The organism is Pantoea sp. App145, from assembly GCF_047947045.1.
Taxonomy (GTDB): Bacteria; Pseudomonadota; Gammaproteobacteria; order Enterobacterales; family Enterobacteriaceae; genus Pantoea.
Map to the genome: position 1 here is coordinate 334141 of NZ_CP133294.1, position 24174 is coordinate 358314.

General features: G+C 53.6%; 22 protein-coding genes and 2 pseudogenes. 6 read left to right on the forward strand and 18 right to left on the reverse strand.

Features of this window, described 5'->3' with window-relative positions:
- Positions 1-297: 297 nt before the first annotated feature.
- From cspA to sgrR, 12 genes are all read right to left on the reverse strand, one after another.
- Entirely contained in the window at positions 298-510 is a 213-nt protein-coding gene (cspA, locus tag RCF31_RS28110; RefSeq protein WP_016495754.1) for an RNA chaperone/antiterminator CspA, read from the reverse strand.
- 283 nt (positions 511-793) lie between these two features.
- Complete coding sequence (locus RCF31_RS28115) at positions 794-1792, reverse strand: hypothetical protein (protein WP_416414670.1); 999 nt, start codon at positions 1790-1792, stop codon at positions 794-796.
- Positions 1793-1992: 200 nt separating this feature from the next.
- Positions 1993-2238, reverse strand: a complete 246-nt coding sequence (locus RCF31_RS28120; RefSeq protein WP_416414671.1) for a YmjA family protein — start codon at positions 2236-2238, stop codon at positions 1993-1995.
- A gap of 93 nt (positions 2239-2331) precedes the next feature.
- Positions 2332-3093: an SDR family NAD(P)-dependent oxidoreductase gene (locus RCF31_RS28125; RefSeq protein ID WP_416414672.1), complete on the reverse strand. Its 762-nt coding sequence runs from the start codon at positions 3091-3093 to the stop codon at positions 2332-2334.
- Positions 3090-4055, reverse strand: a complete 966-nt coding sequence (locus RCF31_RS28130) for a zinc-dependent alcohol dehydrogenase (protein ID WP_416414673.1) — start codon at positions 4053-4055, stop codon at positions 3090-3092. Before RCF31_RS28130 ends, RCF31_RS28125 begins: the two co-directional genes overlap by 4 nt.
- A gap of 1 nt (position 4056) precedes the next feature.
- Positions 4057-5349, reverse strand: a complete 1293-nt coding sequence (locus RCF31_RS28135) for a hypothetical protein (RefSeq protein ID WP_416414674.1) — start codon at positions 5347-5349, stop codon at positions 4057-4059.
- Positions 5342-6670, reverse strand: coding sequence for a histidinol dehydrogenase (hisD, locus tag RCF31_RS28140; protein WP_416414675.1), 1329 nt, complete (start codon positions 6668-6670; stop codon positions 5342-5344). Before hisD ends, RCF31_RS28135 begins: the two co-directional genes overlap by 8 nt.
- Before the next feature lie 14 nt (positions 6671-6684).
- Positions 6685-7446: an ABC transporter ATP-binding protein gene (locus RCF31_RS28145; RefSeq protein WP_084879523.1), complete on the reverse strand. Its 762-nt coding sequence runs from the start codon at positions 7444-7446 to the stop codon at positions 6685-6687.
- Complete coding sequence (locus RCF31_RS28150) at positions 7446-8291, reverse strand: ABC transporter permease (protein WP_084879522.1); 846 nt, start codon at positions 8289-8291, stop codon at positions 7446-7448. The genes RCF31_RS28145 and RCF31_RS28150 overlap by 1 nt, the downstream gene beginning before the upstream one ends.
- 61 nt (positions 8292-8352) lie before the next feature.
- Positions 8353-9339, reverse strand: coding sequence for an ABC transporter substrate-binding protein (locus tag RCF31_RS28155; RefSeq protein WP_299453354.1), 987 nt, complete (start codon positions 9337-9339; stop codon positions 8353-8355).
- Between the two features lie 239 nt (positions 9340-9578).
- A complete protein-coding gene (locus RCF31_RS28160; RefSeq protein ID WP_416414676.1) occupies positions 9579-9887 on the reverse strand; it encodes a hypothetical protein in 309 nt (102 codons plus the stop codon).
- 79 nt (positions 9888-9966) lie between these two features.
- On the reverse strand, positions 9967-11703 hold the full coding sequence (sgrR, locus tag RCF31_RS28165) for an HTH-type transcriptional regulator SgrR (protein ID WP_416414677.1): 1737 nt from the start codon (positions 11701-11703) through the stop codon (positions 9967-9969).
- A gap of 98 nt (positions 11704-11801) precedes the next feature.
- On the opposite strand from sgrR, the gene RCF31_RS28170 reads away from it, so the two are divergent.
- The 4 genes from RCF31_RS28170 to RCF31_RS28185 all read left to right on the forward strand — a co-directional run bounded on the left by RCF31_RS28170 (position 11802) and on the right by RCF31_RS28185 (position 17141).
- Positions 11802-12623, forward strand: a complete 822-nt coding sequence (locus tag RCF31_RS28170) for a shikimate 5-dehydrogenase (RefSeq protein WP_416414678.1) — start codon at positions 11802-11804, stop codon at positions 12621-12623.
- A gap of 373 nt (positions 12624-12996) precedes the next feature.
- Complete coding sequence (locus tag RCF31_RS28175; protein WP_416414679.1) at positions 12997-14865, forward strand: beta-glucoside-specific PTS transporter subunit IIABC; 1869 nt, start codon at positions 12997-12999, stop codon at positions 14863-14865.
- Complete coding sequence (locus RCF31_RS28180; protein WP_416414680.1) at positions 14862-16286, forward strand: glycoside hydrolase family 1 protein; 1425 nt, start codon at positions 14862-14864, stop codon at positions 16284-16286. The genes RCF31_RS28175 and RCF31_RS28180 overlap by 4 nt, the downstream gene beginning before the upstream one ends.
- A 3-nt stretch (positions 16287-16289) precedes the next feature.
- Positions 16290-17141: a PRD domain-containing protein gene (locus RCF31_RS28185; RefSeq protein ID WP_416414681.1), complete on the forward strand. Its 852-nt coding sequence runs from the start codon at positions 16290-16292 to the stop codon at positions 17139-17141.
- 32 nt (positions 17142-17173) lie between these two features.
- On the opposite strand, the gene RCF31_RS28190 is transcribed toward RCF31_RS28185, so the two are convergent.
- Positions 17174-18478: an MFS transporter gene (locus RCF31_RS28190; protein ID WP_416414682.1), complete on the reverse strand. Its 1305-nt coding sequence runs from the start codon at positions 18476-18478 to the stop codon at positions 17174-17176.
- 295 nt (positions 18479-18773) lie between these two features.
- Between RCF31_RS28190 and fic the strand changes: the two genes are divergently transcribed.
- A complete protein-coding gene (gene fic / locus RCF31_RS28195; protein ID WP_299453338.1) occupies positions 18774-19850 on the forward strand; it encodes a protein adenylyltransferase Fic in 1077 nt (358 codons plus the stop codon).
- A 20-nt stretch (positions 19851-19870) separates the two neighbouring features.
- On the opposite strand, the pseudogene RCF31_RS28200 reads toward fic, so the two are convergent.
- Both RCF31_RS28200 and RCF31_RS28205 read right to left on the reverse strand, forming a co-directional pair.
- Positions 19871-20002, reverse strand: a pseudogene (locus tag RCF31_RS28200) (glycogen/starch/alpha-glucan phosphorylase); the annotation flags it as partial.
- A gap of 59 nt (positions 20003-20061) precedes the next feature.
- Positions 20062-20205 (reverse strand): annotated as a pseudogene (locus tag RCF31_RS28205) (glycogen/starch/alpha-glucan phosphorylase); the annotation flags it as partial.
- A gap of 451 nt (positions 20206-20656) precedes the next feature.
- Between RCF31_RS28205 and RCF31_RS28210 the strand changes: the two are divergent.
- Positions 20657-20869, forward strand: a complete 213-nt coding sequence (locus RCF31_RS28210) for a hypothetical protein (RefSeq protein ID WP_416414683.1) — start codon at positions 20657-20659, stop codon at positions 20867-20869.
- A gap of 189 nt (positions 20870-21058) precedes the next feature.
- Here the strand turns inward: RCF31_RS28210 and RCF31_RS28215 are convergent, their stop codons facing one another.
- From RCF31_RS28215 to RCF31_RS28225, 3 genes are all read right to left on the reverse strand, one after another.
- Positions 21059-21820 carry a hypothetical protein gene (locus tag RCF31_RS28215; protein ID WP_416414684.1) on the reverse strand — a complete coding sequence of 254 codons (762 nt, stop codon included), beginning with the start codon at positions 21818-21820 and terminating at the stop codon, positions 21059-21061.
- Positions 21821-22136: 316 nt separating this feature from the next.
- Positions 22137-23444, reverse strand: coding sequence for an ATP-binding protein (locus RCF31_RS28220; RefSeq protein WP_416414685.1), 1308 nt, complete (start codon positions 23442-23444; stop codon positions 22137-22139).
- A complete protein-coding gene (locus tag RCF31_RS28225) occupies positions 23441-24172 on the reverse strand; it encodes a response regulator (RefSeq protein WP_416414686.1) in 732 nt (243 codons plus the stop codon). Before RCF31_RS28225 ends, RCF31_RS28220 begins: the two co-directional genes overlap by 4 nt.
- Positions 24173-24174: the final 2 nt, after the last annotated feature.

Sequence of the window (24174 nt, forward strand, 5' to 3'; positions counted from 1 at the left end):
GTAAAGCACAATGCCTGCACAAACCATGTCTTTGGGGTAAGTCTGGACGATAAATTTCTACTGTGCGAGTGAGAGGGCTGCAGCTTCAGACTCGGGGCTGACTCAACAGCACTATCCCTGATCAGCGGGTCAGAGCGCTTCAGCGCCCCGCATCCAGACAGGAAAACCGGGCAGCTGTCTGAAATTTATGTAATAAAAAACCCGCACCAGGCGGGTTCATTTTACTATCAGTAGAGCTTAGCTGCTCAGACTATTGCCTTCATCGCTGTTGTAAGCATCACTGATAATTAGCGCGGCTTACAGCGCGGTGACGTTTCCGGCCGCAGGGCCTTTAGCGCCACTTTCGATGGTGAAGGAAACTTTCTGACCTTCATCAAGTGTTTTGTAGCTGTCACTCTGGATAGCAGAGAAATGTACAAATACATCTTTGCTGCCATCGTCAGGAGTGATAAAGCCAAAACCTTTATCTGAGTTAAACCATTTTACTAAACCAGTCATTTTATTAGACATAGATACTTCCTTAATTTTATGAGCCACGATAAGCGGCAGTAATGGCCTGCAATGAGAGAGTTACTTATTTGGCACTTAGGAGGAGGCTCATGAAGAAGGGTATCTTTGGATAACACTTGAACTGAGGACTGCTTTACTAAAACTGCTTTCATAAGGTCTGTATTCCAAACCGATGGCGTCATTAAGACATAGCGAAATGAATATAGCAATGTTTATTTTTTTGTTTTAACCACTTAAACACCCAGATGGCTGTATGTTCGGCAGTTTCAGGCCGGATGCAACATTACACTTTATGCGCTGACACGTTGTGATGAGGAATGTTTGAGGTATTGCCCGGCTGGTCGTTTACTTTCTGATATTGAAGCACAACGTCGCTATTTCTCTGCGTTATCTGGCCGGTGACATTATCCGGCTCGATTGTCAGCAATGGTTGCCCGGTCGTTATCGCATCACCCGCTTTAGCAAAAACGGATTTTACCGTACCGGCAGAGAGTGTATAAACCACCCGCTGTGGCATGTTTTCATTTTGCTCGAGGCTCTCATCCACCTGCGCCAGCTGCCGCCGCAGTACATTAATTTTAACGGAAGTCGTCAGCGGTAACTGGAGCTGTTGATCATTCAATACGTTTAACTGCTGCCGAGTGCCATACTGCTGTTGCAGTAAAGATCGGTACTGACTCTCATAGCCCCATACAATCGACTGTTCCTGGGCAAACTGCAGTGTAGAAACGTATCCCTTTGCCAGCAAAGGTCGCCATTTGTTCACCAGATTCTGCGCCATGCTGATTTGCAATGACTCAATTTTGCTTTGTTCTGAAAGTTGTTCCAGTTGCCCGTTAAGCATTTCTTGCTGGAAGCGGTTGTCGCTGGCCTGCTGAAGGGCAAGCTGTTGAGTATGTTGAATGTCCTGCAACAGGCTACTCTGTTCTAGTTTTAATTGCTCGCTGACCAGTCGGGTCCCTTCCAGTGCCTGTCTGTTTTCGTTTGAGAACAGCACGAGAGGTGTTTTTAATGTGACATGCTCACCCAGGGTGACAGGGATCTGCTCGACAGTGCCGTCTGCTGAAGCGCTGACAGTAATTTGCTGGATCTGAGGCAGCGGTTTTGCCGTTGCTTTAAATAAATCAGGCTGATGGCTGTCGATAAAATAAATGAAGCTTACGGTGCCTATAACCACAGAGAACAGATTTCGTCGAAAAAAAACCACGGCGGGCGACACGGTTGCAGAACACTCATCACCGGAAGATTCGAGAGCATGTTTGCGAAAAAATGGTTTTTCCATTTTTTACCTTAGCTGAGTGCGTATATTTATTTTGAGACAACACGAGTTAAAATCACATTTCCCGGCACAGAGTTAAAACAGAAGTTCATTTCCAGTTGTTATTTTTTGCAAGGCAATTTCTATCTGTTGCGCCTGCCCAGGCGCAACGTCCGCTTAGGGCCATTAGCCAGAAGCGGACATGACAGTTTCAACAGAGGGAATTATTCATTGCCCCATTGATTGAGAAACTCAGCGATGTCATCAATACGCAGCGGATCGATACCCGCTTCGCTGGCCATCTCTCGCTGGGCATCTTCACTGATTTCTTCGTTATTGCTTAAACGGGTGATCAGCAGCTGAAAATAGCGCGCCAGCGCATCATGTTCGGACTCGCTTACCGGCTTGGCTGTTTCCGTCGCATACTCTTCTACGATGTCATAAAATTTCAGCGGTACTTCGTGGTTCATAAGTCATCCCCAGGGATTAAGGTCTGTGTCCGTTGCTACCTGCAACGTCTGGCCTGAATAATAACATCCTTATGCCCTTTGCACGTTCTCCCGTTAAATCGCCGCAAGATACCCACCATCAACGTACAGAATCTGCCCGGTAATGTAGCGAGCGGCATCGGAACTGAGGAACACCACGCTACCGGCGAGGTCATCCAGTTCCCCGAAGCGCCCGAGGGGGATTTTTTGCTGCATGGCGTTACGCCATTGTTCATCCTGATAAAACACCTGCGTCATATCGGTTTCGAAATAGCCGGGTCCGATGCCGTTCACGCGAATGTTATGCCCTGCCCACTCGGTACTGAGGGTGCGGGTCAATCCCACCAGTCCGGATTTGGAGCTGCCATAGGCAGCCGCGCCCGGTACGCCCACACAGCTGGTTAACGAGCAAAGATTGATAATCACCCCACCGGTACCGGATGCAGCCATCCCTTTTGCCGCCGCCTGAGCGCAGAAAAACGCCCCTTTCAGGTTGGTGCCGACAATGGTATCCCACAGCGCTTCATCGGCTTCAAGCGATGGACAAACCTGCTCGGTACCGGCGTTGTTGACCAGGATATCGATGTTGCCGATAGAGGCAATCGCCTGCGCAATCTGCGGCGTTTGGGTGACATCCAGCAATAAACCGGTGACGTTGTCACTTTCCTCGTGCAATAAACTCACCGCCTGAGTCAGGGTGCTCTGCTGGCGTCCGGTAATGATCACACTGGCCCCGGCTTGCAGCAGAGCTCTGGCAAGCGCAAAACCGATACCGCGCGTTGCTCCGGTCACCAGCGCGCGTTTTCCCGCAAGAGAAAAGGTGGATAACACATTCATAGCTTGATCACCGTTTTGAGATAGTCAGATTTTCCCGCGAGCAGTGAAAGATAGGTATCAGGGACCTCATCAAGTGAAATCGGCGGGGCGACCAGCTTGCGCAGATCCTCAGCCAGGGTCGCCATAACCTGCAATGCTTCATGCTGTTCATCGCGAAAAACACTACAGCCGGTCAGTGAGATTTCACGTTCAACCAGCGCGTTGAGATCCACGCCATCGGTATGATGAAAGATACCCACCAGCGCAATGCGTCCCCCGGAGCGGATGCCACCAATCAGCGCATTAAGCGCCGCAGGATGGCCAGAGGCTTCAACCGCCAGCGCATATGCGTCCGGCGGATCGAGTGTCACCACAGAGGAAATCAACTGATAGCGCTGCGGATTTGGCTCCAGCAGCTGTACCCGACATTTTCTCAACCGACTGAGCAGCAGTGCCGTCAGTCCCCCGATGGTGCCACCCCCGGCGACGCATACGCGGTCCCCTTCCGCCGGATTCAGTTGGTTAACCACCCGCAGAGCGACGCCGAGGGGTTCGCACAGCACGGCGATATCGTCCGGCACATCATCCGGCACCGCCAGCAGGCTTTGTAATGGCAGGATAGCTTCCTCAGCGAAACCACCATCGAACACTTCACCGACAAAACCTAACGACTCACAAAGGTTATTTTCCCCTGCCAGGCAGAATGCGCACTCGCCACACCAGACGCGGGAGTCCGCTACTACGCGCATCCCCACCCGGAAGGGGTCTGCCTCACCGTTGATTTCGCTGATCACGCCAAACAGTTCATGACCCGGTGTCACCGGTAAGCTGGCAAACCATTTACCGGTTTTGAAGTTATGCAAATCAGAGCCACAAATCCCGGCGGAATGCACCTTAACCCTGGCCCAACCGGAGGGTAAATCAGGCAGTGTCGCCTGCTCTACCGTCACCGCTTCGATACCGTGCAGACGCACTGCTTTCATCTCAGTTCTCCGTCAGAAGGCCATCCAGCCATTGGCTGAAGTCGTCATCGCCACCACAGCCCAGCATCATGGCAATGGAGAAACCGATGACTGAGCTGGTGGGATTATGATGACTCGCGGAACCGGCACGCAGGTTCATCACCAGCGTCGGACAGCAGAACAATGCCAGACGCATAATCTGTTGCCAGTTGGCAGGCAGCCAGCCTTGCTTCTTCAGCTCAGCCAGCAAAGGTTGCCAGTAGAGTTCCCCTTTGCTTTGCAGGAAAGCGGCACGAAGCGGTGACAGCTCCCAGTTATGATTCACCTCCAGCGTATCGCCATCACGTCGCACGCTGACCTGGTAACGCTGTGCCGCATCAGCCGGTTCATACAGCCAGCAGGGATGGGCAAAAATGTTGTGGAACGTCGCTTTGATCTCCGCCAGCAATGCCGGAATGCTGCTCCCGGCGAAAGCGGGATCGAAACTAACCAGCTTCGGCTGCGGATGATGGGTTTCGTACCAAACATTGGCGTTATGCGCATCACCGTGTGCCACCACCACGCCGTGCCGGGCCAGCGCCGCAGGGGCCAGCACGCGGCCCGCCGCTAAGAACAGATCGCGCAGGCTTTGTTGATACGCCACCCCATTGACCCGCCAGTGCAGCCGACTCAGAGTCGGCCAATCCAGCTGCATCTCCCCAAGGGTGAAAGTTTGATCGACATAAAAGCTGGCGACGCGCCCCCCCAGACCGACGTCGTGGCCGGGCGAGACCAGCCGATTCCAGAACAGCTGATGGATGGATTCGGCCTCCACTTCAGCGCTGGTGCCCATGCGCAGCGTCGGCAGCGTATGGGTGATAATCGCCTGATCGGCACGACGCTGCGCCGCAACAATCGGCTCGATCTGCTGCCACGCCGCGGCGGTCTCAATCTCGCGACAGACATCCGCCAGCCGCTGATCATCACGCAGCGGATACAACAGGATTTGTCGTCCGGGTTCACCGCAGGCGTAAGCGGGCACATCGACCTCAAAGCCATGATCACGTAACAGCTCGGCGCGGTAGTATTCCTGGATGGTCTGTTCTTCCCCTTCCTCATGGTGATATTTGAAAAACAACGTGCGGCCATCCACCAGCGAGACACGGCCGTTCAGCGAGTTCAGGCTGTACTGGTCCCGGTTGATCTCAAGCGCGGCGGTGTTCACCCCGGTCACCTCGGCGATCAACTGACTGAGTTTTTCACGCGCCTGCTCCCACTGGCCTTGCTGCGTCAGGCGGCGGGCTTCCGCCGCTAACGGTGGGCGGGCTTCATCCATTTTTGCTCCCCTTCAGCAACGCCTGACGGATGTCGGAAACGGCCAGCGCATGTCCGGGGAAGCCTTCGTACTCAGCAAAGCGTTTGGCTTTCGGTGCCAGTTCCTGATAACCCCGGCTGGTAACATAGGCGATGGAAACACGCTTCATATAATCAAACACCGATAGTGGGCCGTTGGTTTTAGCCGCGCTGTTGGTCGGCAGCACGGCATTCGGACCGAGAACAAAGTTGCCCAACACAATCGGCGAATGCTCACCCAGTAAGATTTCACCGGCGTTACGGATCTTCATCATCACATCCATCGGTTCATGTGCCAGCACCTCAAGATGCTCCGGGGCATACTGGTTCACAAACTCGATAGCCGTGGCAAAATCTTTGGTCAGCACCACGCCACCGTGGGTGCCACACAGCACCTTCTGCGAGAAATCGGCCCGTTGCGCGCCAATTTTGTCCCAGTAACCCGGTAACGCGGCAATGGCTTCTTCCGCCACACGACGGCTGGAGGTCACCAGATAGGCCGAGGAATCCGGGCCATGTTCCGACTCAATCAGCAGGTCGAGCGCCGCCAGCGCTCCATTCACCGAGTCATCCGCCAGAATCAGGCTTTCGCTCGGCCCTGCCGGGATGCCCGGATCGATCAAGCCCGATAACTGACGTTTCGCCGCTACCACCCATGGGCTGCCAGGGCCGACGATTTTCAGGCATTTCGGCACCGATGCCGTGCCGTAAGCCACCGCCGCCACCCCCTGCGCGCCGCCACATTTGTAGACATCTTTGATGCCTACCAGGCGTGCGGCAATCAAGGTTGCGTCATCGACTTTGCCGTCCGGTCCTGGTGGGGTGATCACTATCGGCAGCGGGACACCCGCCACCACCGCCGGAACCGTGGTCATGATCAGCACGCTGGGGAATGACCCTTTACCGCGCGGGACGTAGCAGGCCACCGCATCAATCGGCACATGGCGATCGCCGGCAAATGCCCCCGGACGCATCTCCTTCCACCACATTTCTTCCGGCTTTTGCGCTTCATGGAAGGCACGCACGTTTTCCACAGAGAAACGAATCGATTCAATCACATCCGCATCAACCCGGGCGAAAGCCTCTTCAAATTCCTGTTCCTCTGCTTTGATGGAAAAGGTCTCTGGCTGCACCCCGTCAAACTCGCGGGCAAAGCGAATCAGCGCCTGGTCGCCTTCGGTTCTCACCGCCTCAATGATCGGTTTTACTTTCTCGATGAAAAACGACAGGTCAGACTCGGTGCGCTTAAACAGATGATCGGGTAAGACATCAGCATCGGTCAGGTCATGAAATGTAACAGGCATATTGATTCCTTTTTTCAATGAGCTAATGCGTGTTGTTGAATGCGATTCAGCACTTCATGCTGGAGTTCAAGAAATTCCGGGGTGCGGTTAACCCCTTCGAGGCGCGGACGTGGCAGCCCCACCGGGAAGGTGGAGTCGATATAGCCCTGGCCCATCACCACGATACGATCGGAGAGCCACACCGCCTCTTCAATGTCGTGGGTGACAAACATCACCGTCAGGCGGTGCTTTTCCCAGATTTCGATCAGCAACTGCTGCATCTGATGACGCGTCATGGCATCCAGCGCGCCAAAGGGTTCATCCATCAGCAGGATTTTGGGACGGTAAGACAAGGCACGGGCAATGGCGACGCGCTGTTTCATCCCACCGGAAAGTTCACCAGGCCAGCGGTCGGCCGCGTTGCCCAGTTTCACCAATTCGAGATGCTGCTGCGCGATGTCGCGACATTCTTTGGCCGGGGTGCCTGCGGCTTTTAACGCAAATTCGATGTTGCCGCGCGCGGTCAGCCACGGCAGCAGCGTGTAGGACTGAAACACCACGCCGCGATCGAGTCCCGGTCCTTCAATGGGTGCGCCATCCACCAGCACATCACCGCTGTCGAACTCTTCCAGACCGGCAGCGATAGAGAGCAAAGTACTTTTGCCGCAGCCCGAAGCGCCGACAATCGATACAAATTCGTTGTCGTTGAGCGTCAGGTCGATGCCATGCAGCACCCGGCGGCGGGTTTTGCCCATCGGAAAACTTTTTTCCAGTTTATTCAGCGTCAGCGTCGCCATCAGGAACCTCTCCGGTTGTAACGGAACAGCACACGCTCAGCCGCGCGCATGATTTGATCGGTGATAAGCCCGAGGAAACCGAGCAGCAGGATGTAGCCGATGATGGTGTCAGTCTGGAAATAACGCTGGGAAACCACAATGCGATAACCCAGACCCGAGGTAGACGCCACCAGTTCGGCCAGCACCAGCCAGGTCCACGCCCAGCCGAGACTGATACGCAACGCATCCCAGATCGACGGTAACGCGGAAGGGATCACAATGCGCAGCAGGATACGGCGATCGGACAGGCCAAGGGTTCTGCCCAGCCCGACAAAATCCGTCGGCACACGTTTGATGGCATCGATCATCATCAGTACCTGCTGGAAAAAGGTACCAATCCAGATGACGAGGAACTTCTGAATATCGTCGGTACCGGTCCACAAAATGGTCAGCGGCACAAACGCCACCACCGGCATATAGCGGATAAAATCAACCAGCGGTTCGACAATCGCCTTGAACAACCCATAACAACCGGCCAGCACCCCAATCACTATCGCCATCACCGAGGAAATAGCGAAGGCGATAACCATGCGATACAGGCTGCTGGCGATGTCGCTTTGTAACGTGCCGTTCTGCGCCAGAGTCACCATCTGATGCCAGACGCGCTCGATCCCCGGCAGGAATATCGGTTTTATCGTGCCAGTCGAGGTCGCCAGCCACCATGCCAGCAACAGCACTGCAAACACGGCGACAGAGATAATGAGAAATTGAGCTCGGGTTGGCTCTTTGCCGATGGTTAATAAATTCGAGCGCCGCCGTTTCTTTTTGGCCTGACGATTGACGCGCTGAACGTCGATAGAACTCATAATTCCTCCGTGTGGCAGGTCTTCTCCGCTGGCAGCACCGGCGGAGAAGTTTTAACCGCGCTTATTGCGCGTCGGCAAAGCTGGCATCGATGGTCTGCGCAGGCGTCACCGGCTGCGTAACGATACCTGCCGCAGTGGCGGCCTGAAGAATGTGCGGGAAGGTTTTGCTGGTGAAGTCATGTGACAACAGCGCTTTGTTGTCGCTCAGGGTGAAATACTTCACACCATCAAACGCGGTGCCGAGGTCTTCCGGTGTCGCGCCGACCGCTTTGGAAATGATGGCGCGCCCTTCGCTCTGATTGGCGTTGTAGTAATCCAGCGCCTGGCCCCAGGTTTTAATCAGCGCTTTGATGGCATCCGGATGATCTTTGATAAAGTCATCGCGTACCACCAGCACATCGCTGATCAGACCGGGATCGGAAGAGCCGCTGTAAATCATTTTCAGGCTGGGATCGCCTTTTTTTGCCACCGTGAGGTAGGGTTCATAGGTGACGGCCACCGGTACCCGTCCGGCGATAATGGCGCTCCCGGCTGATGCAGCTGGCATCGGCACCGGTTTTATATCGCTGAAGGACAAACCCGCTGAAGCCACGGCGCTGCGCAACAGAATGTCGCTGGTAGTGCCCTCTTCGTAGGCCACCTGCTTACCTTTGAGGTCTTTAATGCTGGTTATGCCGGAGCTTGCCAGAATCGCATCGGCGGTGTTGCTCTGGTCGAGCAGCAGCACAATTTTCACCGGCAGACCTGCCGAGATCATCCCCATCGCGGTATGAGTCGCGATGTTGGCGACGTCAATCTGCCCACTCGCCAGCGCGGCATTGATGTCTTTATCCTCAGCGAAATTGATGACCTCGACTTTCTTTAACCCTTCTTTCTCAAACAGGTTTTTGGCAGAGGCGATATGCCACTGACCATAACCCAGCCAGGGTTCGATCCCCATTTTCACCTGTTCCGTTTCAGCGGCGTAAACAGAGTGAACCGTAACTGACAGCATCCCTGCGCAAAAAACGGTGCTAAACGATCTTTTCAATGCATAGCGAGAAAGCATAACTATTTCCTTCAGTTGTCGTTATGGTTAGAAACCGGAGGTCATCCGGGCATGTATATACAAGAGAAATGCAAGAGCGATGCCAGGCGTTCAGTACCTGATATTCATTTAGTGCCCGAAGTGCTGCCCCAGCGTGGGGCGTGGTGCTGGTGCGTTGCACCAAAATATCGATAAGGAAAATATAGCTGCGCAATGTATTGCGCGATAAATCGCGCAGCTACAAATTTGTCGAAGCCGGTTTATCTGCGGCCTTTAGTAACCGAAGCTGACCAGTTGAAATCACTGACTTCGCTCGCGGCCAGCGATTCAGGCTTTTTCTTGCGCACCGGTTTTTTCTTCGCTTTCTCCGCCAGCGCTTTCTCTTTGGCCTGCTTCACCGACATGATTTGCTGCCTGGCCTCGGTGGTGAATTCTTTCTCTTTCTTCGCGTCCGGCTCTCTTCCGGTGCGCTGGCGATACTTCTGCATCAATGCATTGAATGCTTCATCAACCGCAAGCCGTTCATCTGCGTTGAATTGATCAATGGATATCATTTTTTTGTCATTCATAACTTCTCGTCCAATGGTGGAGGCACAGCTTCGAGTGTATCGCATTCCCGATGAACGGCCTGCGATAAGATCAGCATTCTCATGGTGGGTTTTCCGGTTCAATCCAGGTGGAGGTAAAGTCGAACCATCCCAGATTATTAAAATGCACGCCTCTGGCCTGTTCTGGCCCTTGCAGCCGCATCCAGTGATGGAATAACGGCTGTAACCAGCCGCGCTGGATGATGGTTTGCGCCAGTTGCTGCGAAGACAGCGCGCCACTGCGCCATTGTTGTTGCCAGTTTTCGAACAACGCCTGGTCACCACCGGCAACCGAGCGGGTTAATAACGGCATCCCGGTGAGCCAGGCGCCGACATTCCATGCTTCTGGCGCAGTGAAATTCACCGTTCCCAGCCACAAATCGAACGCCCCTTCACCTGCCGCCCAGGCTTCATAGCTTAATTCCGTCACCTCTAAGCTGACGCCGCTGGCCGCCAGGCGATGTTTAAATTCGGCAATCACCATCGGGAATTCCCAGTGCTGATGGTGGTAAGCCAGTCGCAAGCGCCGTGGCAGGGTCGAATCTTCCCACGGACTGACGCTTTCCCCGGCTTCAATATGATGCAACCAGCCCGGCAGGATACTGGCCGCAGCCATCCATAGCGGACGAATTTCTGCCACGAAATTCTGAATAATTGCCTGCGGGTCGATCTGCTCGCGTATCCAGCGCCGGTGGGCCATGTTTTGCCATAATGGTGAGCGACTGTCGCACAGCAAAAAATACCCGCCGGTTTCCAGTTCAATTTCATCGGCAGAAGGGTGACCGACATGGCTGAGCGGGCTGGATACATAGGCCAGATCGCTCATGCTGGAACTCAGTAACGCCAGCGGCCCCTGGGAGGCATTTGATACCGGGTTATCCAGGCAGGTAATAATTTCTATTTCGTCCAGCAAACTGCGGAAACCAAAATAACCATCGAACGCCCGCAGTGTTAAATGCCACTCATTATTATCGGCAACCTTAAAGGGGCCGGTTCCAACGGGAAGTGCAGCAAAATTCTGCCGCTGCTGATGGTCCGCCGGTAATATCAGGGCCGCGACATCGGTCAGCAATTGCGGCAGCAATTCATCCGGCTGATTCAGGGTAATGATCACGCTGAGATTCCCCTCAGCCTCAACCTTGCTGAAATGCGAAAACAACGGCAATCGGGCGCTGCGTAGCAGAGAAACCACCACATCTCTGCTGGTTAACGGCGTGCCATCATGGAACTGCACCCCGGGACGCAGGAAGAAGCGCCAGTGCCACGCATCCAGCCTGCGCCAGTGATGGGCTAAATCCTTCGCCACCTGGCCGCTGCTTTCATCAATACGCGTCAGCCCGCTAAACACCTGTTTGATGATATGCACTTCAGAGCGTCGCAGCGCGGTTCCGGGATAAAGATTCGGCATCGAACGATAATAGGGAATGCGCAAGGTTTGTTGCTCATCGTCAATACGATGGCCGAGCCGACCACGCAGCAACGTCGCGAGGTGATGCTTCTCGTTACCTAATAACTTCAGCACGCCGCGCATATCATTGAGATCTAACAAGCGTTGCGCATTCTCCAGCATCAGTTGCTGCTGTGAATAATGCAGCACCAGTTTTGCCAGATGCCCGCGACCAGGGGTGGCCTCCCACGCCAGCCAGCCCTGGGATTGCATCTGAATGATCAGCGTGCGCATATGCCGCTTACTGCAATAGAGCGCATCCGCCAGGGTTTGCAGTGTGGTCAGTGCCTCACGCTGCGGAAACAGTTCCAGTAGCTTCTGATAATGCCGTTCCAGCCGTTGTGTGCTCATAAAAGATGAACTCTGTGCAGCAAAACACATCAGTTTTTCATTTCACCTTTTTAAAGCAATATTTCCCCGCAGGCAATCACACTGAAGGGAAAAATGTCATGACCAGAATGATCAATAAAGACACGAAAATTTGTATGTCGCTTGCCGCGCGGCCAACTAATTTCGGTACCCGCTTCCATAATTATTTATATGATGCACTGGATCTGGATTATCTCTACAAAGCATTTACCACCCACGATCTTGCAGCGGCGATTGCCGGAGTGAAAGCGCTGGGGATCCGTGGTTGTGCAATTTCGATGCCCTTTAAGCAGGCATGTATTCCACTTATTGACGAACTGGATGAATCCGCCCGGGTAATCAATGCGGTGAACACCATCGTGAATACCGAGGGTTATTTGAAGGGATATAATACCGATTATATTGCCATCACCACTCTGCTGAAAAAATATCAGGTTTCAAGCGACCTGATATTTGCGCTTAAAGGCAGCGGCGGGATGGCAAAAGCGGTTGCCTGTGCATTAAAAAATCTCGGATTTAAGCAGGGATATATTATTGCCAGAGATGAAGAAAGTGGCAAAGAACTGGCTGAGGCTTACCAGTATGAATATCGTCCCTCCATGGCAGGCCTGGCCCCGGCATTGCTGATCAATGCCACGCCGGTAGGCATGTCCGGCGGCCCTGATGCTGATACCCTGTCCTTTTCCGCCGATGAAGTGGGAACGGCTGAGATCGTGTTTGATGTGGTGGCGTTACCTGAACAAACCCCGCTGATTCGCTATGCGCAGGAGAAACAGAAAACGGTGATTAGTGGTGCTGAAGTTTTCGCCATTCAGGCAGTGGAGCAATTCCATCTCTATACCGGGGTACGTCCCTCAGACGAGCTTTTTAAAAAAGCGGCGGCGTATGCCCGCCAGATTTAACATTGTGTTTTAATCCCAACGATTTTCCTATTACCGGCGACGATTGCCCGTGTTGATTTTCGGCGGCAATCGCCTCTGCGACCTGTTGCCCAGCCTTATTCATCATATTTTCCTATGTTACTGCGCGCTTTCAGCCGTTGGCCCGGGTGGTGAACGGTGGGAAATGATTGCGTTGCTTCACAGTTTTTATTATTAGTTATTGCCAATGTTGCGGGGCGTAAAGATACTCCTCCACGCAACAACCACATACGTTTTATTGCGGCGTGCTACTGCTTCGGCAGGCAAGACCAAAATGAAAATGTCAGCTCCGGTTATTTTTCCGGCGTGCATTTTTGTTTTGGTCTTTTTTTTTGCCTTAACGAAAGGGAAAACTATGAGTCATAACGAGTTAGCAGAAGAGATTTTACGGTTGGTGAAAGGGGGTGGGAATATCCGTACTCTGACTCATTGTGCCACCCGGCTGCGTATGGAATTTAACGACCGCGACGCGGTGGATAGCGCGCAGATCGAGAAGTTGCCGGGGGTAATCAGCGTCGTCGAACGCGGTGGTCAGTTCCAGATTGTGGTCGGCAACGATGTGCAGCGGGTGTTCCGCGTACTGGAAAAAGCCACCAGCGGCAACAAAGCGAAGGCGGTGCCGCTGGCCGACAAAGAGCGCAGCGGCATCGTTTCGCAGATTATTAGCGTTATCTCCACCACCTTCACCCCGGTGATCCCGGCGATTACCGGGGCCGGGATGATCAAGGCGCTGCTCGCCATCTGCAAACTGACCGGCGTAATGAACGAGAGCAGCCCGACCTGGCAGTTGCTTAACATCATCTCGGATGCGGCCTTTTTCTTCCTGCCGGTGCTGCTGGCGTATGGCGCGGCGCTGAAATTTGAATGTAACGCGATTCTGGCGATGACCATTGCCGGAGCGATGCTGCACCCGGAGATCGGCAAAATGATCGCCAGCGGCAAACCGGTGGACTTCCTTGGTCTACCCTTCCAGCTGGCGGATTATGCCGGGTCGGTGCTGCCAATTATCCTTACCGTCTGGCTGATGTCGTGGATTGAGCGTTTTGCCGAACGCTTCTCCCCGTCGATTATCAAATTCTTTGTTAAGCCGATGATTATCTTGCTGGTGACCGCACCGCTGGCGCTGGTGGTGGTCGGTCCGCTCGGTATCTGGCTGAACGATGTGGTGGCTTCCGGCGCAGTGATTATCGATCGCCACGCCAGCTGGCTGATCCCGATGCTGATGGGTGGGCTGCAACCGTTCCTGGTGATAACCGGCACCGCCTGGGCGATGACGCCGATTGCCACCGGGCAATTGAGCAAAAATGGTTTTGAGATGATTAACGGCCCGGGCATGCTGGCGTCCAACATCGCCCAGGGTGCGGCGACCCTGTGCGTCGCACTGAAAACCCGCAACAAAAACCTGCGCCAGCTCGCTTCCTCTGCCGGTTTCACCGCGTTATTGGGTATTACTGAGCCCTCGCTGTATGGCGTGACGCTGAAATTAAAACGTCCGCTGATCGCCGCGATGATCGGCGGCGGTTGTGCTGGTATCTATGCCGGGTTAAGTGGCCTGGTACGTTATGCCTTTGTCTCCCCAGGCCTGGCCGCCCTGCCCGCGTTTATCGGTGCCAACCCGATGAACATCGTCCATGCGCTGGTCACCTGTGCCATCGCTATTGTGGTCACCTTCGCCCTGACCTGGATACTGGGCTTTGAAGATATTCCCGAAACGGATAATCAAACGCCAAAAGTGGTACCCGCGCCGGTTAACCTGAAGCCTGGGACTATCGTCAGCCCGCTGCGTGGCGAGATGGTGGCGTTAAGCGAAGTAAATGATGATGTGTTCTCCAATGGCCTGCTCGGCCAGGGCGTGGCGATCCGCCCACAGGAAGGCGTCCTGCGCGCCCCGGTCAGCGGCACCGTGATGACCTTTCTCCCTTCCTGCCATGCCGTTGGCCTGATGAGTCAAGATGGTATGGAAGTGCTGGTCCATATTGGTCTGGATACCGTCGCGCTGGGTGGTCAGCATTTCAGTTCATCTTTGCAGGTGGGTGATGAGGTGCAGGCGGGTGATGAGCTGGTTCGCTTCGACATGCAGGCGATTGCCGCCGCCGGTTATGACCTGATCACGCCAGTGGTGGTGATCAACAGCGATGAATTTGCCATCACTATTGCGGCGGATGCACCGGTTGATTTTGGACAGCCGATTATGGAACTCAATCTCCGGGAGCAGGCCGCATGATTTATCAACAATCCTCCCCTTTCCCAGCGGGTTTTCTCTGGGGTGCCTCGACTTCGGCTTACCAGGTCGAAGGGGCCTGGGACAGCGACGGTAAAGGCCCTTCGGTGGTCGATATGCTGAGCCATCCGGTTGGCAAAGCCGATTTCACCGTAGCCAGCGATCATTATCAGCAGATGGAAGCCGATGTGGCGTGGTTCGCGCAACTCGGCCTGAAAGCCTACCGCTTCTCGGTGGCCTGGTCGCGGGTCATCCCCGACGGCGATGGCGCGGTCAATCCAGCCGGGCTGGATTTTTACCGGCGGCTGATCGCCACCCTACGCGATCATGGCATTGAACCTATCGTCACCCTGTACCATTTCGACCTGCCGTGGGCGCTGGAGCAGCAAGGTGGCTGGCTGAATCGCCACACCATTGAGGCTTTTGTGCGTTATGCAGATTTGCTGTTCCGGGAATTAGGCGACCAGGTGCGTTACTGGCTGACCATCAACGAACAGAACACCATGATCCTGCATCCGGGCGCGATTGGCACGCCGCCCGGGCGCGCGCTGCCGGATAAAAAATCGCTCTACCAGCAGAGCCACCATATGCTGGTGGCGCAGGCCCAGGTGATGCAGCGTTGCCATGCACTGCTGCCGGGCGCGAAAATCGGCCCGGCGATCAACACCACCTCGATGTATGCCGCCACCTGCCGCCCGGAAGATGCTATTGCCGCGCATAACTGGGAAACCCTGCGCTGCTGGAGCTTCCTCGATGTCGCGGTGCACGGTCGCTACAACGCCCTTGCCCTGCGTTATTTGCAGGATCGCGGCCTGGCACCGCAGATGCTGCCGCAAGATGGTGAGTTGCTGGCCGCAGCGCGTCCTGATTTTGTCGCCATCAACTACTATTCCACCGCCACCATTGCCGCCAGTCGCGGGGATGCCTCGGACGTGGCACCGCGCGCGGGTGATCAGCAGATCATGCTGGGAGAGCCTGGCGTGTACCGGCCTGAGGAGAATCCGTATACCGCGAAAACGCCTTATGGCTGGGTCATCGACCCCGTCGGCTTGCGTTTAACCCTGCGCAAAGTCTGCGAACGCTATAACCTGCCGGTGATGATCACTGAGAATGGCATTGGTGCACCCGACACCCTGGCAGCGGATGGTACGGTGGATGATGGTTATCGTATCGATTTCCTGCGCCAGCATATTGAGCAGATCCAGCTGGCGCTGGCCGATGGCGTAGAGGTGATCGGTTACTTCCCGTGGTCGGCGATTGATGTGGTCAGCACTCATCAGGGCTATGCGAAACGCTACGGTTTCATTTATGTTAACCGCGACGAGCAGTCGCTGCATGATCTGCGGCGTATCCCTAAACGCAGTTTTGGCTGGTATCAACAGGTTATCGCCAGTAACGGACAACAATTACAGGACACCCGTTAGCAGATGAAGGTCATTAAAGTCCTGAACAACAGCCTGGTGCTGACCGAAGATAACGATGGCAAGGAAGCCATCGTGATGGGTAAAGGCATTGGTTTCAGCAGCCGTGTCGGCGACATGATCCCACGGGAAAAAGTCGAGAAGCTGTTTATGGTGCAGGAAAACCTGCCGGGCGCGGAATATCTCAATGCTTTTGCCGCCATGCCGGAAGAGGTTTTCCAGATGACGGCGCTGGTGATGCAGATGGCGCAGCAGGGGCTGAGCAACCCGCTGCGTCCACAAATTTTCTTTACTCTGACCGATCACCTGATGTTTGCCGTGGAACGCAGCCGCAAAGGCATCATGCTGCAAAACCGCGTGTTGTTTGAGGTCCAGCGCTTCTGGCCGGCGGAGTTCACGCTGGCGCAGCAGGTGGTGACCCGGCTGAACAGCCAGTTCCGGCTCGAACTGCCACCCGAGGAAGCGGGTAATATCGCTTTTCATCTGGTGAATGGTCAGTCAGAACACAGTGATACCAGCCAGACGCTGCTGGCGATGCGTATGCTCAAAGATATCTTCAATATTATTCAGTACCATGCCTATATCACCATCGACACCGGTTCCCTCAACTACTCCCGCTTTCTGATCCATATGCAGTTTTTTATTCAGCGTATGTTTGCCGGGCAGCTGAACCACAGCCAGGGTAATACGCTGCTGCCGCAGATCATTCAGCAACATCCACGCATGCATCGCTGCGCGCTGGCGATCAATGATTATGTAAAAAAGATGCTCGAAGTTGGGATGACAGATGATGAGCTGCTATGGCTGATCGTCCATCTGGTACGGATTGCCGAGCAACCTGATGTATCTTCATCGTAAGTTATCAAACAGCGCGATAAATCGCGCCTGGTTCACCTGGTGGCCTCGGCTTCAGTTGGTTCCTCTGCGGCATCATCGGTATTCACCATCGTTGCCTGAATAGCTTCTTCTTCCAACACCGGGTTCAAGGCTGCGCCAATCGGAGACGTGGCGAGGCTATCCGGCATCACCACATGCGGCAATGGCACCTCAGTAGTGGGCATGGGCAGAACCTTAACCGGACGGTTCATCACCGCGATCAACAGCGCGCAGAACGTGAAAGACAGATACAACACATGGCTGCCAAACGGCTGCATCAAGGCACCGACGGCCAGTGGTCCGATACTGGCCCCAATACCAAACGCCATCAGCAGACATGCGGTCAGTGACACGCGCCGTTCCGACATCACCTGGTCATTCGCCAGCGCCACCTGCAAAGGATAAAGCCCGAACTGCATCATGCTGATAAAAAACGCCATGCCGAGCAGCAGTTGAAACGGCAGATTGAGTGGCAGGCCCAGCACCAGCGCCGACACGCCGTACAACAGCGCGATAAAAAACAGTAGGCGCTGACGATCAAAACGGTCTGACAGCCAACTGAGCGGAAACTGCGCCACCAGCCCGGCGAAAATACTCAGGCTCATAAACAGGCCGGTTTGTTCCGTGCTGAATCCCTGACTGCTGGCATACACCGGTGCCAGCCCGTAAAACGCACCGATCGCCATGCCACTGACCACCGTGGTGGCCAGCAGACGCGGAATGGTGCGAATAAAATAACCCAGTTCCATCGGTGCGGGCGACATCGCTCTGGCGTTAGTGCGTGTCGTCAGGGCGATCGGCACCAGACACAACGCGAAGCACAGTGCGACAATCAGCAGCGTGCTGATGCCAAAACCACTTTGCATCGCCAGGATCACCTGCCCTCCACTCAGCCCCAGATAGGTCGCGACCATATACAGGCCAAAAATCATGCCACGCTGCGAGGATTCCGCCTGATCGTTGAGCCAGCTTTCCAGCACCATGTACTGACACATCATGCATAAACCGATAATCAGGCGCAGAAAGACCCAAAGCGGAATCAGATCAGTCAGGCCATGCGCGATCACCGAGGCGGTGATGATACCGGCACAGGTGACATAACTGCGGATGTGGCCGACGCGGGCAATCAGGTTGTGCCCGACTTTGCCCCCAATCACCAACCCGACATAGTTTGCCGCAGTGATCGCCCCAATCAGCGCGCCGTTGACCTGCTCATGCGCCAGCCGTAGGGAAACGTAGGTGGTCAGCAGACCGGAACCGAGCAACATTAACAGGGTGGTGGCATAGAGTGGCAAAAAGGCGTTTATCACTTTTCTCATGTAACTCTCTGTAATGCTTGTACCGTCTAAGAGATCATTCTCCATCATCAGTACTGTTTGATGCTGTAGCCGGTAAGGATAGCTGATCAATGCAGCGAGGCACGATGATTCGGAATTCTGGAGAATCTGTCGATGAAATCGGCTTTTTTAAACATATCACCGCAACATGTTTATGGCATCGACACGTTTTGGCGATATGTCGATAAAATCGGTTTTTTTAAACATATGGCCGTGACATGTTTATGGCATCGACATATTATGGCGATATGTCGATAAAATTGGTTTTCTTAAACATATGCGCTGGCAACCAGAAACGCCCTACAATGGGCTCCCTTTACTTCCACCCGACCTTGATCGCATTGAAACACGCGCAGTGCTCAAAGCGTGCATCAGTGCACGCGCGGCAATTGCAGAGCTGAAAACCGCCGGAGAATTGATTCCCGATCAGGGTTTACTGATCAATATCCTGCCAATTATGGAAGCGAAGGACTCTTCCCGCATCGAGAACATTGTGACAACCAGCGACCAGCTATTCCAGTTTGCGGACCGCGCCGAACATGCCGATCCCGCCACGAAGGAAGCACTACGCTATCGCAGCGCATTGTTTGAGGGCTATAGCCAGCTGGCAACGCATCCACTCTGTACCAACACTGCGATATCGATCTGTACCCGGTTACGCGCTGTTCAAACCGATATCCGCAGGACACCGGGTACGGTGTTGCGTGACCAGAACCATGATGTGGTTTACACGCCGCCTGTCGGTGAATCCGCCATTCGTGACTTGCTGGCAAACTGGGAACGTTTCATACACGCAGAAGATGACATCGATCCGCTGGTGAAAATGGCGATTTCCCACTACCAGTTCGAATGCATTCACCCCTTTCCCGACGGGAACGGGCGTACAGGCCGAATCCTGAATATCCTGTACCTGATCCAGACTGAATTACTGTCACTGCCGATCCTCTATCTTTCTCGTTTCATCCTTGAGAGACGTGATGATTACTACACCTTGCTACGCAGCGTGACCGCAGAGGGGAACTGGGAAGCATGGATCCTCTTTATGCTGGAAGCAGTGGAAAACACCGCACGATGGACAACAAAAAAAATCGCGATTGTACGCGCGCTATTGGCGGACGCGACTGATTATGTACGGGAAAAACTGCCTAAAATCTATACCCATGAATTACTTCAGGTGCTCTTTGCACAGCCCTATTGCCGCATTGAAAACCTGGTTGAACACGGCGTCGCAAAACGTCAGACGGCATCATCCTATCTGAAGCAGTTAGTAGAAATCGGTGTGCTTGAAGAAATGAACGTCGGGCGTGAGAAGTTGTATATCAACACCCGGTTGTTACAGGAGTTGAATCAGTAAAACTGCTCTGAAATGCGTCGCTACATGCTGGGTATTTGCCAAATCTGCTGGCAATATTCGCCAATAGCGCGATCTGATGAAAAGATCCCGGAGTGGGCGCAATTGAGAATCGACATGCGTGTCCACAGGCGTTGGTCGTGCCGGGTTTCACTTCGGGCGCAACGTCGATGCCGACCAGGTTGCTGATGCGTCCCGCCAGCGCCGCTTTGTTGTGATGACGGATGGCGCGCCACGCCTGTTGCAGAGCATCGTCATCGGCAAGTGTGGCCAACGCACTGAGCTGAGTCAGATCGTTTCTCCAGCCCGTGCCTATAGTTTCATCCAGCAGATTAGCCAGCCGCGGATTGCTCAGCATCAGAAAACGACGTGTTGAAATGCAGGATCGATGGCGGGAGCAGAGGATTTATCCTTCATATTGTGTTGCCTCGTGTTGGCGCTCACATCAGAAGCTGATGGTCGCCGGACCTGAGCAGCAAAGTGATGCACAGGGAAAACGTTGGGTCATTTTCCAGGGTCTTTTAATCAAGTTAGCCAGCAACCCTGAAGGTGGCAAACGCAGCGAGAGGAAATAAAAGCCTTTTCCGGGAGACTCCGGATTTAACTGGCACGGGTTGCCTGGGCATTTGGATAGTTTTCGCTGCGACATTGTTCTGTTCACATTCTATCAACACCTCCTTTCGGTAAATTTAGGGCGGATTCATTTTGGTTGAAAACACCTGCGGCTGATGGCTCAGCACATCGGTCAGTGCCGCCGGGCTTTTAATGGGTTCAGGCTAATCAAATGTTTTTACACAAAGGTGCAAACAATGAAAAAAGTCGTGTTTAATGCCCGCCCTAACCCGCCGGGAATCGCCAAAGCGATATTTGCGGTGATGTCCACTGAAGGCTGGGCTTTACAGGATGCTCAAATGGCGACTGAACCCGGCGTGATTGCTCACCTCGATGAGGTTACAGCGGAAAAACTGCGGAAAGCGATCGAGGATGCGGCGGGTGATAAAGTCAGGATCGAAGATGAATAACAGCAAAATCCCGGAAATTTCTTGAACGTGATAAAAAATGCCCATAACGGATCGGGTTATGGGCAAAAAGGACTGGAATTCGAAGTTTCTTTTCAAGAAAATTTTTAAAATATGGCAGGCAATTTTACACAACAGGAATAATAACTGTCGATGATACTTATAAACCACCTTCGGTAGAAAATTTAATGTCTAACCATTAAGCCCAAACTCATGATGTAGCAGGGGACATAAATCAGCAAACTTTTTGCCTGCATTAATCTTTTCCTGAAGCAGGGTTCTGTCCGGTTGAGACGGAAACATCGTTGTCTCAATACCTTTATTTATTCCTTCTTTAACTTCTTCATAACCGATGCCGCCTGCTCCAAACGCCATGACTTCTCCTCCATATTTGTGTGCCGGATAAAGCATAGCCTGATATTCCTGGTCACCATCAGTCAATTTTGTCTGCCATGATTGTTTAGGATCAGGAACACGCACGATACCCACCTTAAAATCATCCCTATCCTGAAATAAATCCTGTTCGGAGGCTAATTCAGAAACAATACCAATGCATTTGATGTTGTTCTTAAGAAAAGCATCCCCAGCCACGACATCATAAACGCCGCCTATGCCAACACTGGTTCCTCCGCATGCCACAACTACCTGTTTATCCGGATTATCGCGCAGGCATCCTTCCAGCTTTGATTTTATTGTTTCCTTTACGCCTGCAAAGTCTTCGTATTTCTGCCCGGAATAACCTATGAAGGTAACGCAATAAAGATCCCGAATGTTTTCATTCTCCCCCAACAATAAATTATCAATTTCATTTGTTGTTTCGTTCGGGCTAGGCAGACTACTTTCTAGCAATTTAGCTGCATTTTGAGCGTAATATTTCTGTTTTTGAGATGATAAATTATTTGTAATTTGTGGAGCTAAAATGTTAACAGCAGGGTTTAAAGATATAGTCGTCATACAGTATTACTCTTCCCAGGTTAAAATTAAATGGTCATAAATATGCGTTTATTATCAGAATAAGGTGACTGACAGCCATTTAATAATTCATTTCCAGACGAAATCATAGCTTAAAAAGTGATTTTTTTGATCGGGGTGGGATATATCATAAAGGAGAGGTGAATATCATATTCAGAGGCCTGTTTATCTCTGAGAATAGTATGTCCGGTGGAGCGATGATGGGTGCAAGGAAAAAGGCAACCCGTATCACCCGCTGCTCTGTTAATTAAACACCTTGCGCGATTAATTGCGCCACTACGGATCGTGACAAAGAGCGTTACACCAAAGGCAGCGTAACCCTCACCTCCAGCCCGCCGCCTGCCCGGCGGTTGACGCTGAGATCGCCGCCATGCTGCTGTGCAATCTGGCGCGCGATGGCGAGTCCCAGGCCGGAGCCGTTATGCCGGGCAGCAGCTCCTTTTCCGCGATGGAAAGGCTTGGTAATCAACAATACTTCTTCCTCTGTCACGGCGGGACCGCGATCGCGCACCGCAATGTTAGCGGTATTGTGTTCCCGCCAGCTGGCAACCTCTAATCCTGTCCGGCCATATTTGGCGGCGTTTTGCATCAGGTTGGTCAGCAGGCGCATCACGCTGACCGGACGGAACAGGAACACCGGCAGAGGGGCAAGGTTCAGGCTAAAGTTCTGTCCCAGCCCGGTAAAATCATGGACCAGTTCGGTAATCATCTGATTGATATCACCCGGCTGGGTCAGCTCAGCCGCGCTGCCACGGGCATAATCAATAAATTGCTGCAGAATGTTATCAACATCATCAAAATAACGGCCAACGTCATCCTGGTTAGATTTTCCCTGCCCGCTCATTGCCAGCGCCAGCCGTAGCTTGGTCAGTGGCGTGCGCAGGTCGTGAGAAATTCCGGCCAGCATCTGCGCCCGGGTATTCTCCATCTCGGCCAGACCAGCCAGCATGCGATTAAACGTCAGGCTGACCGTCTTGATTTCAGTCGGCCCTTCCGGCGATAAGGGACGCGGCCACCCACCCTTGCCGACGTCAGCGGCAGCCCGCGCCAGTGATGTCAATGGGCGGTTGATACGCCGTTGCAGGCCATAAGCGGTGAGCAATGCCATCAGGGACAACACCACTGACAGCAAAATCGCACTGATCAGGCTGGTAAGATGATTCGAAGGCTCCACGGCCAGCGCAACCCAGTACGGCTGCCCGGCGATTTTCACCTCCACCCATAGTTTTTTTTCCGGTGCCTGCTCCCAGCGCAGCTGAATTCCCGCAGGAAGTTGCTGATGCAGGCTATCAAGAAAAACTTTCAGATAATAACGACGATAGAATCCGGCCAGGCCCAGCGTGGGTATTTCTATCGAGTGTAGCGGTGGCTGAGCAACGCCCTGCACCGCCTGCACATAACGATCACGATCCGTAGCCGGTACCGTTGCCAGCAGCTTATCGAGCATCACGATCTGCGAGGCAATCAGCGATGCGGCGTCGTTGACCCGGGGCTTCTGGATAAAAACCAGAAACACCGTCAGCGTGGTGAATTGCGTCAATGTCACCAGCAAGATCAACAGGACGCTGTTACGTGCCAGCAGGGAGCGGGGCCAGAATTTTTTCACGTTTCGCTATCTGCGATCAGCATGTAACCCATGCCCCAGACGGTCTTCAGCCAGCGAGGCTCGGAAGGTTGCATTTCAAGTTGCTGGCGCAGGCGTAAAATTTGCACATCGACGCTTCGATCCAGCGCTTCATACTCACGTCCTCTGGCACGGTTCAGCAGATTTTCGCGGCTGATTGGCCGGTTGGGCGTGGTGGCTAACGCAATCAGCAAATTCATTTCGGCAGAATTCAGCGTCATCAGCTGATCTTCGCGGTAAAGCGTTTGACGGGTGATATCCAGACGATAAGGGCCAAAACAGACTTCTCCCGAACCGGTGGGCGTTACGCCACGTTGCAACTCCTGTCGCCGAAAGATCGCTTTAATACGAGCCACCAGCTCCTGCGGCAGGAAAGGTTTGGCAAGATAGTCATCAGCACCGGTTTCCAGACCAATCACCCGATCTATCGGGTCGCCGCGTGCGGTGAGCATCAGGATAGGCAGCGTATATTTCGCCGCGCGCAGACGGCGGCAAACGGACAGGCCATCTTCCGGTTCCATCATCAGATCCAGCACCAGCAAATCAAAAGGCTCACGTTGCAAATACCGGTCGAGTCGGGCGCTGTTTTCCGCCGTTCTGACCTCAAATCCCTGATCGCTCAAATAGCGTTGCAGCATGCTGCGCAGTTCATTTTCATCGTCCAGAACGAGGATTTTCTTCGCCTTATACTCGGTTTTCGCATCACTCATGG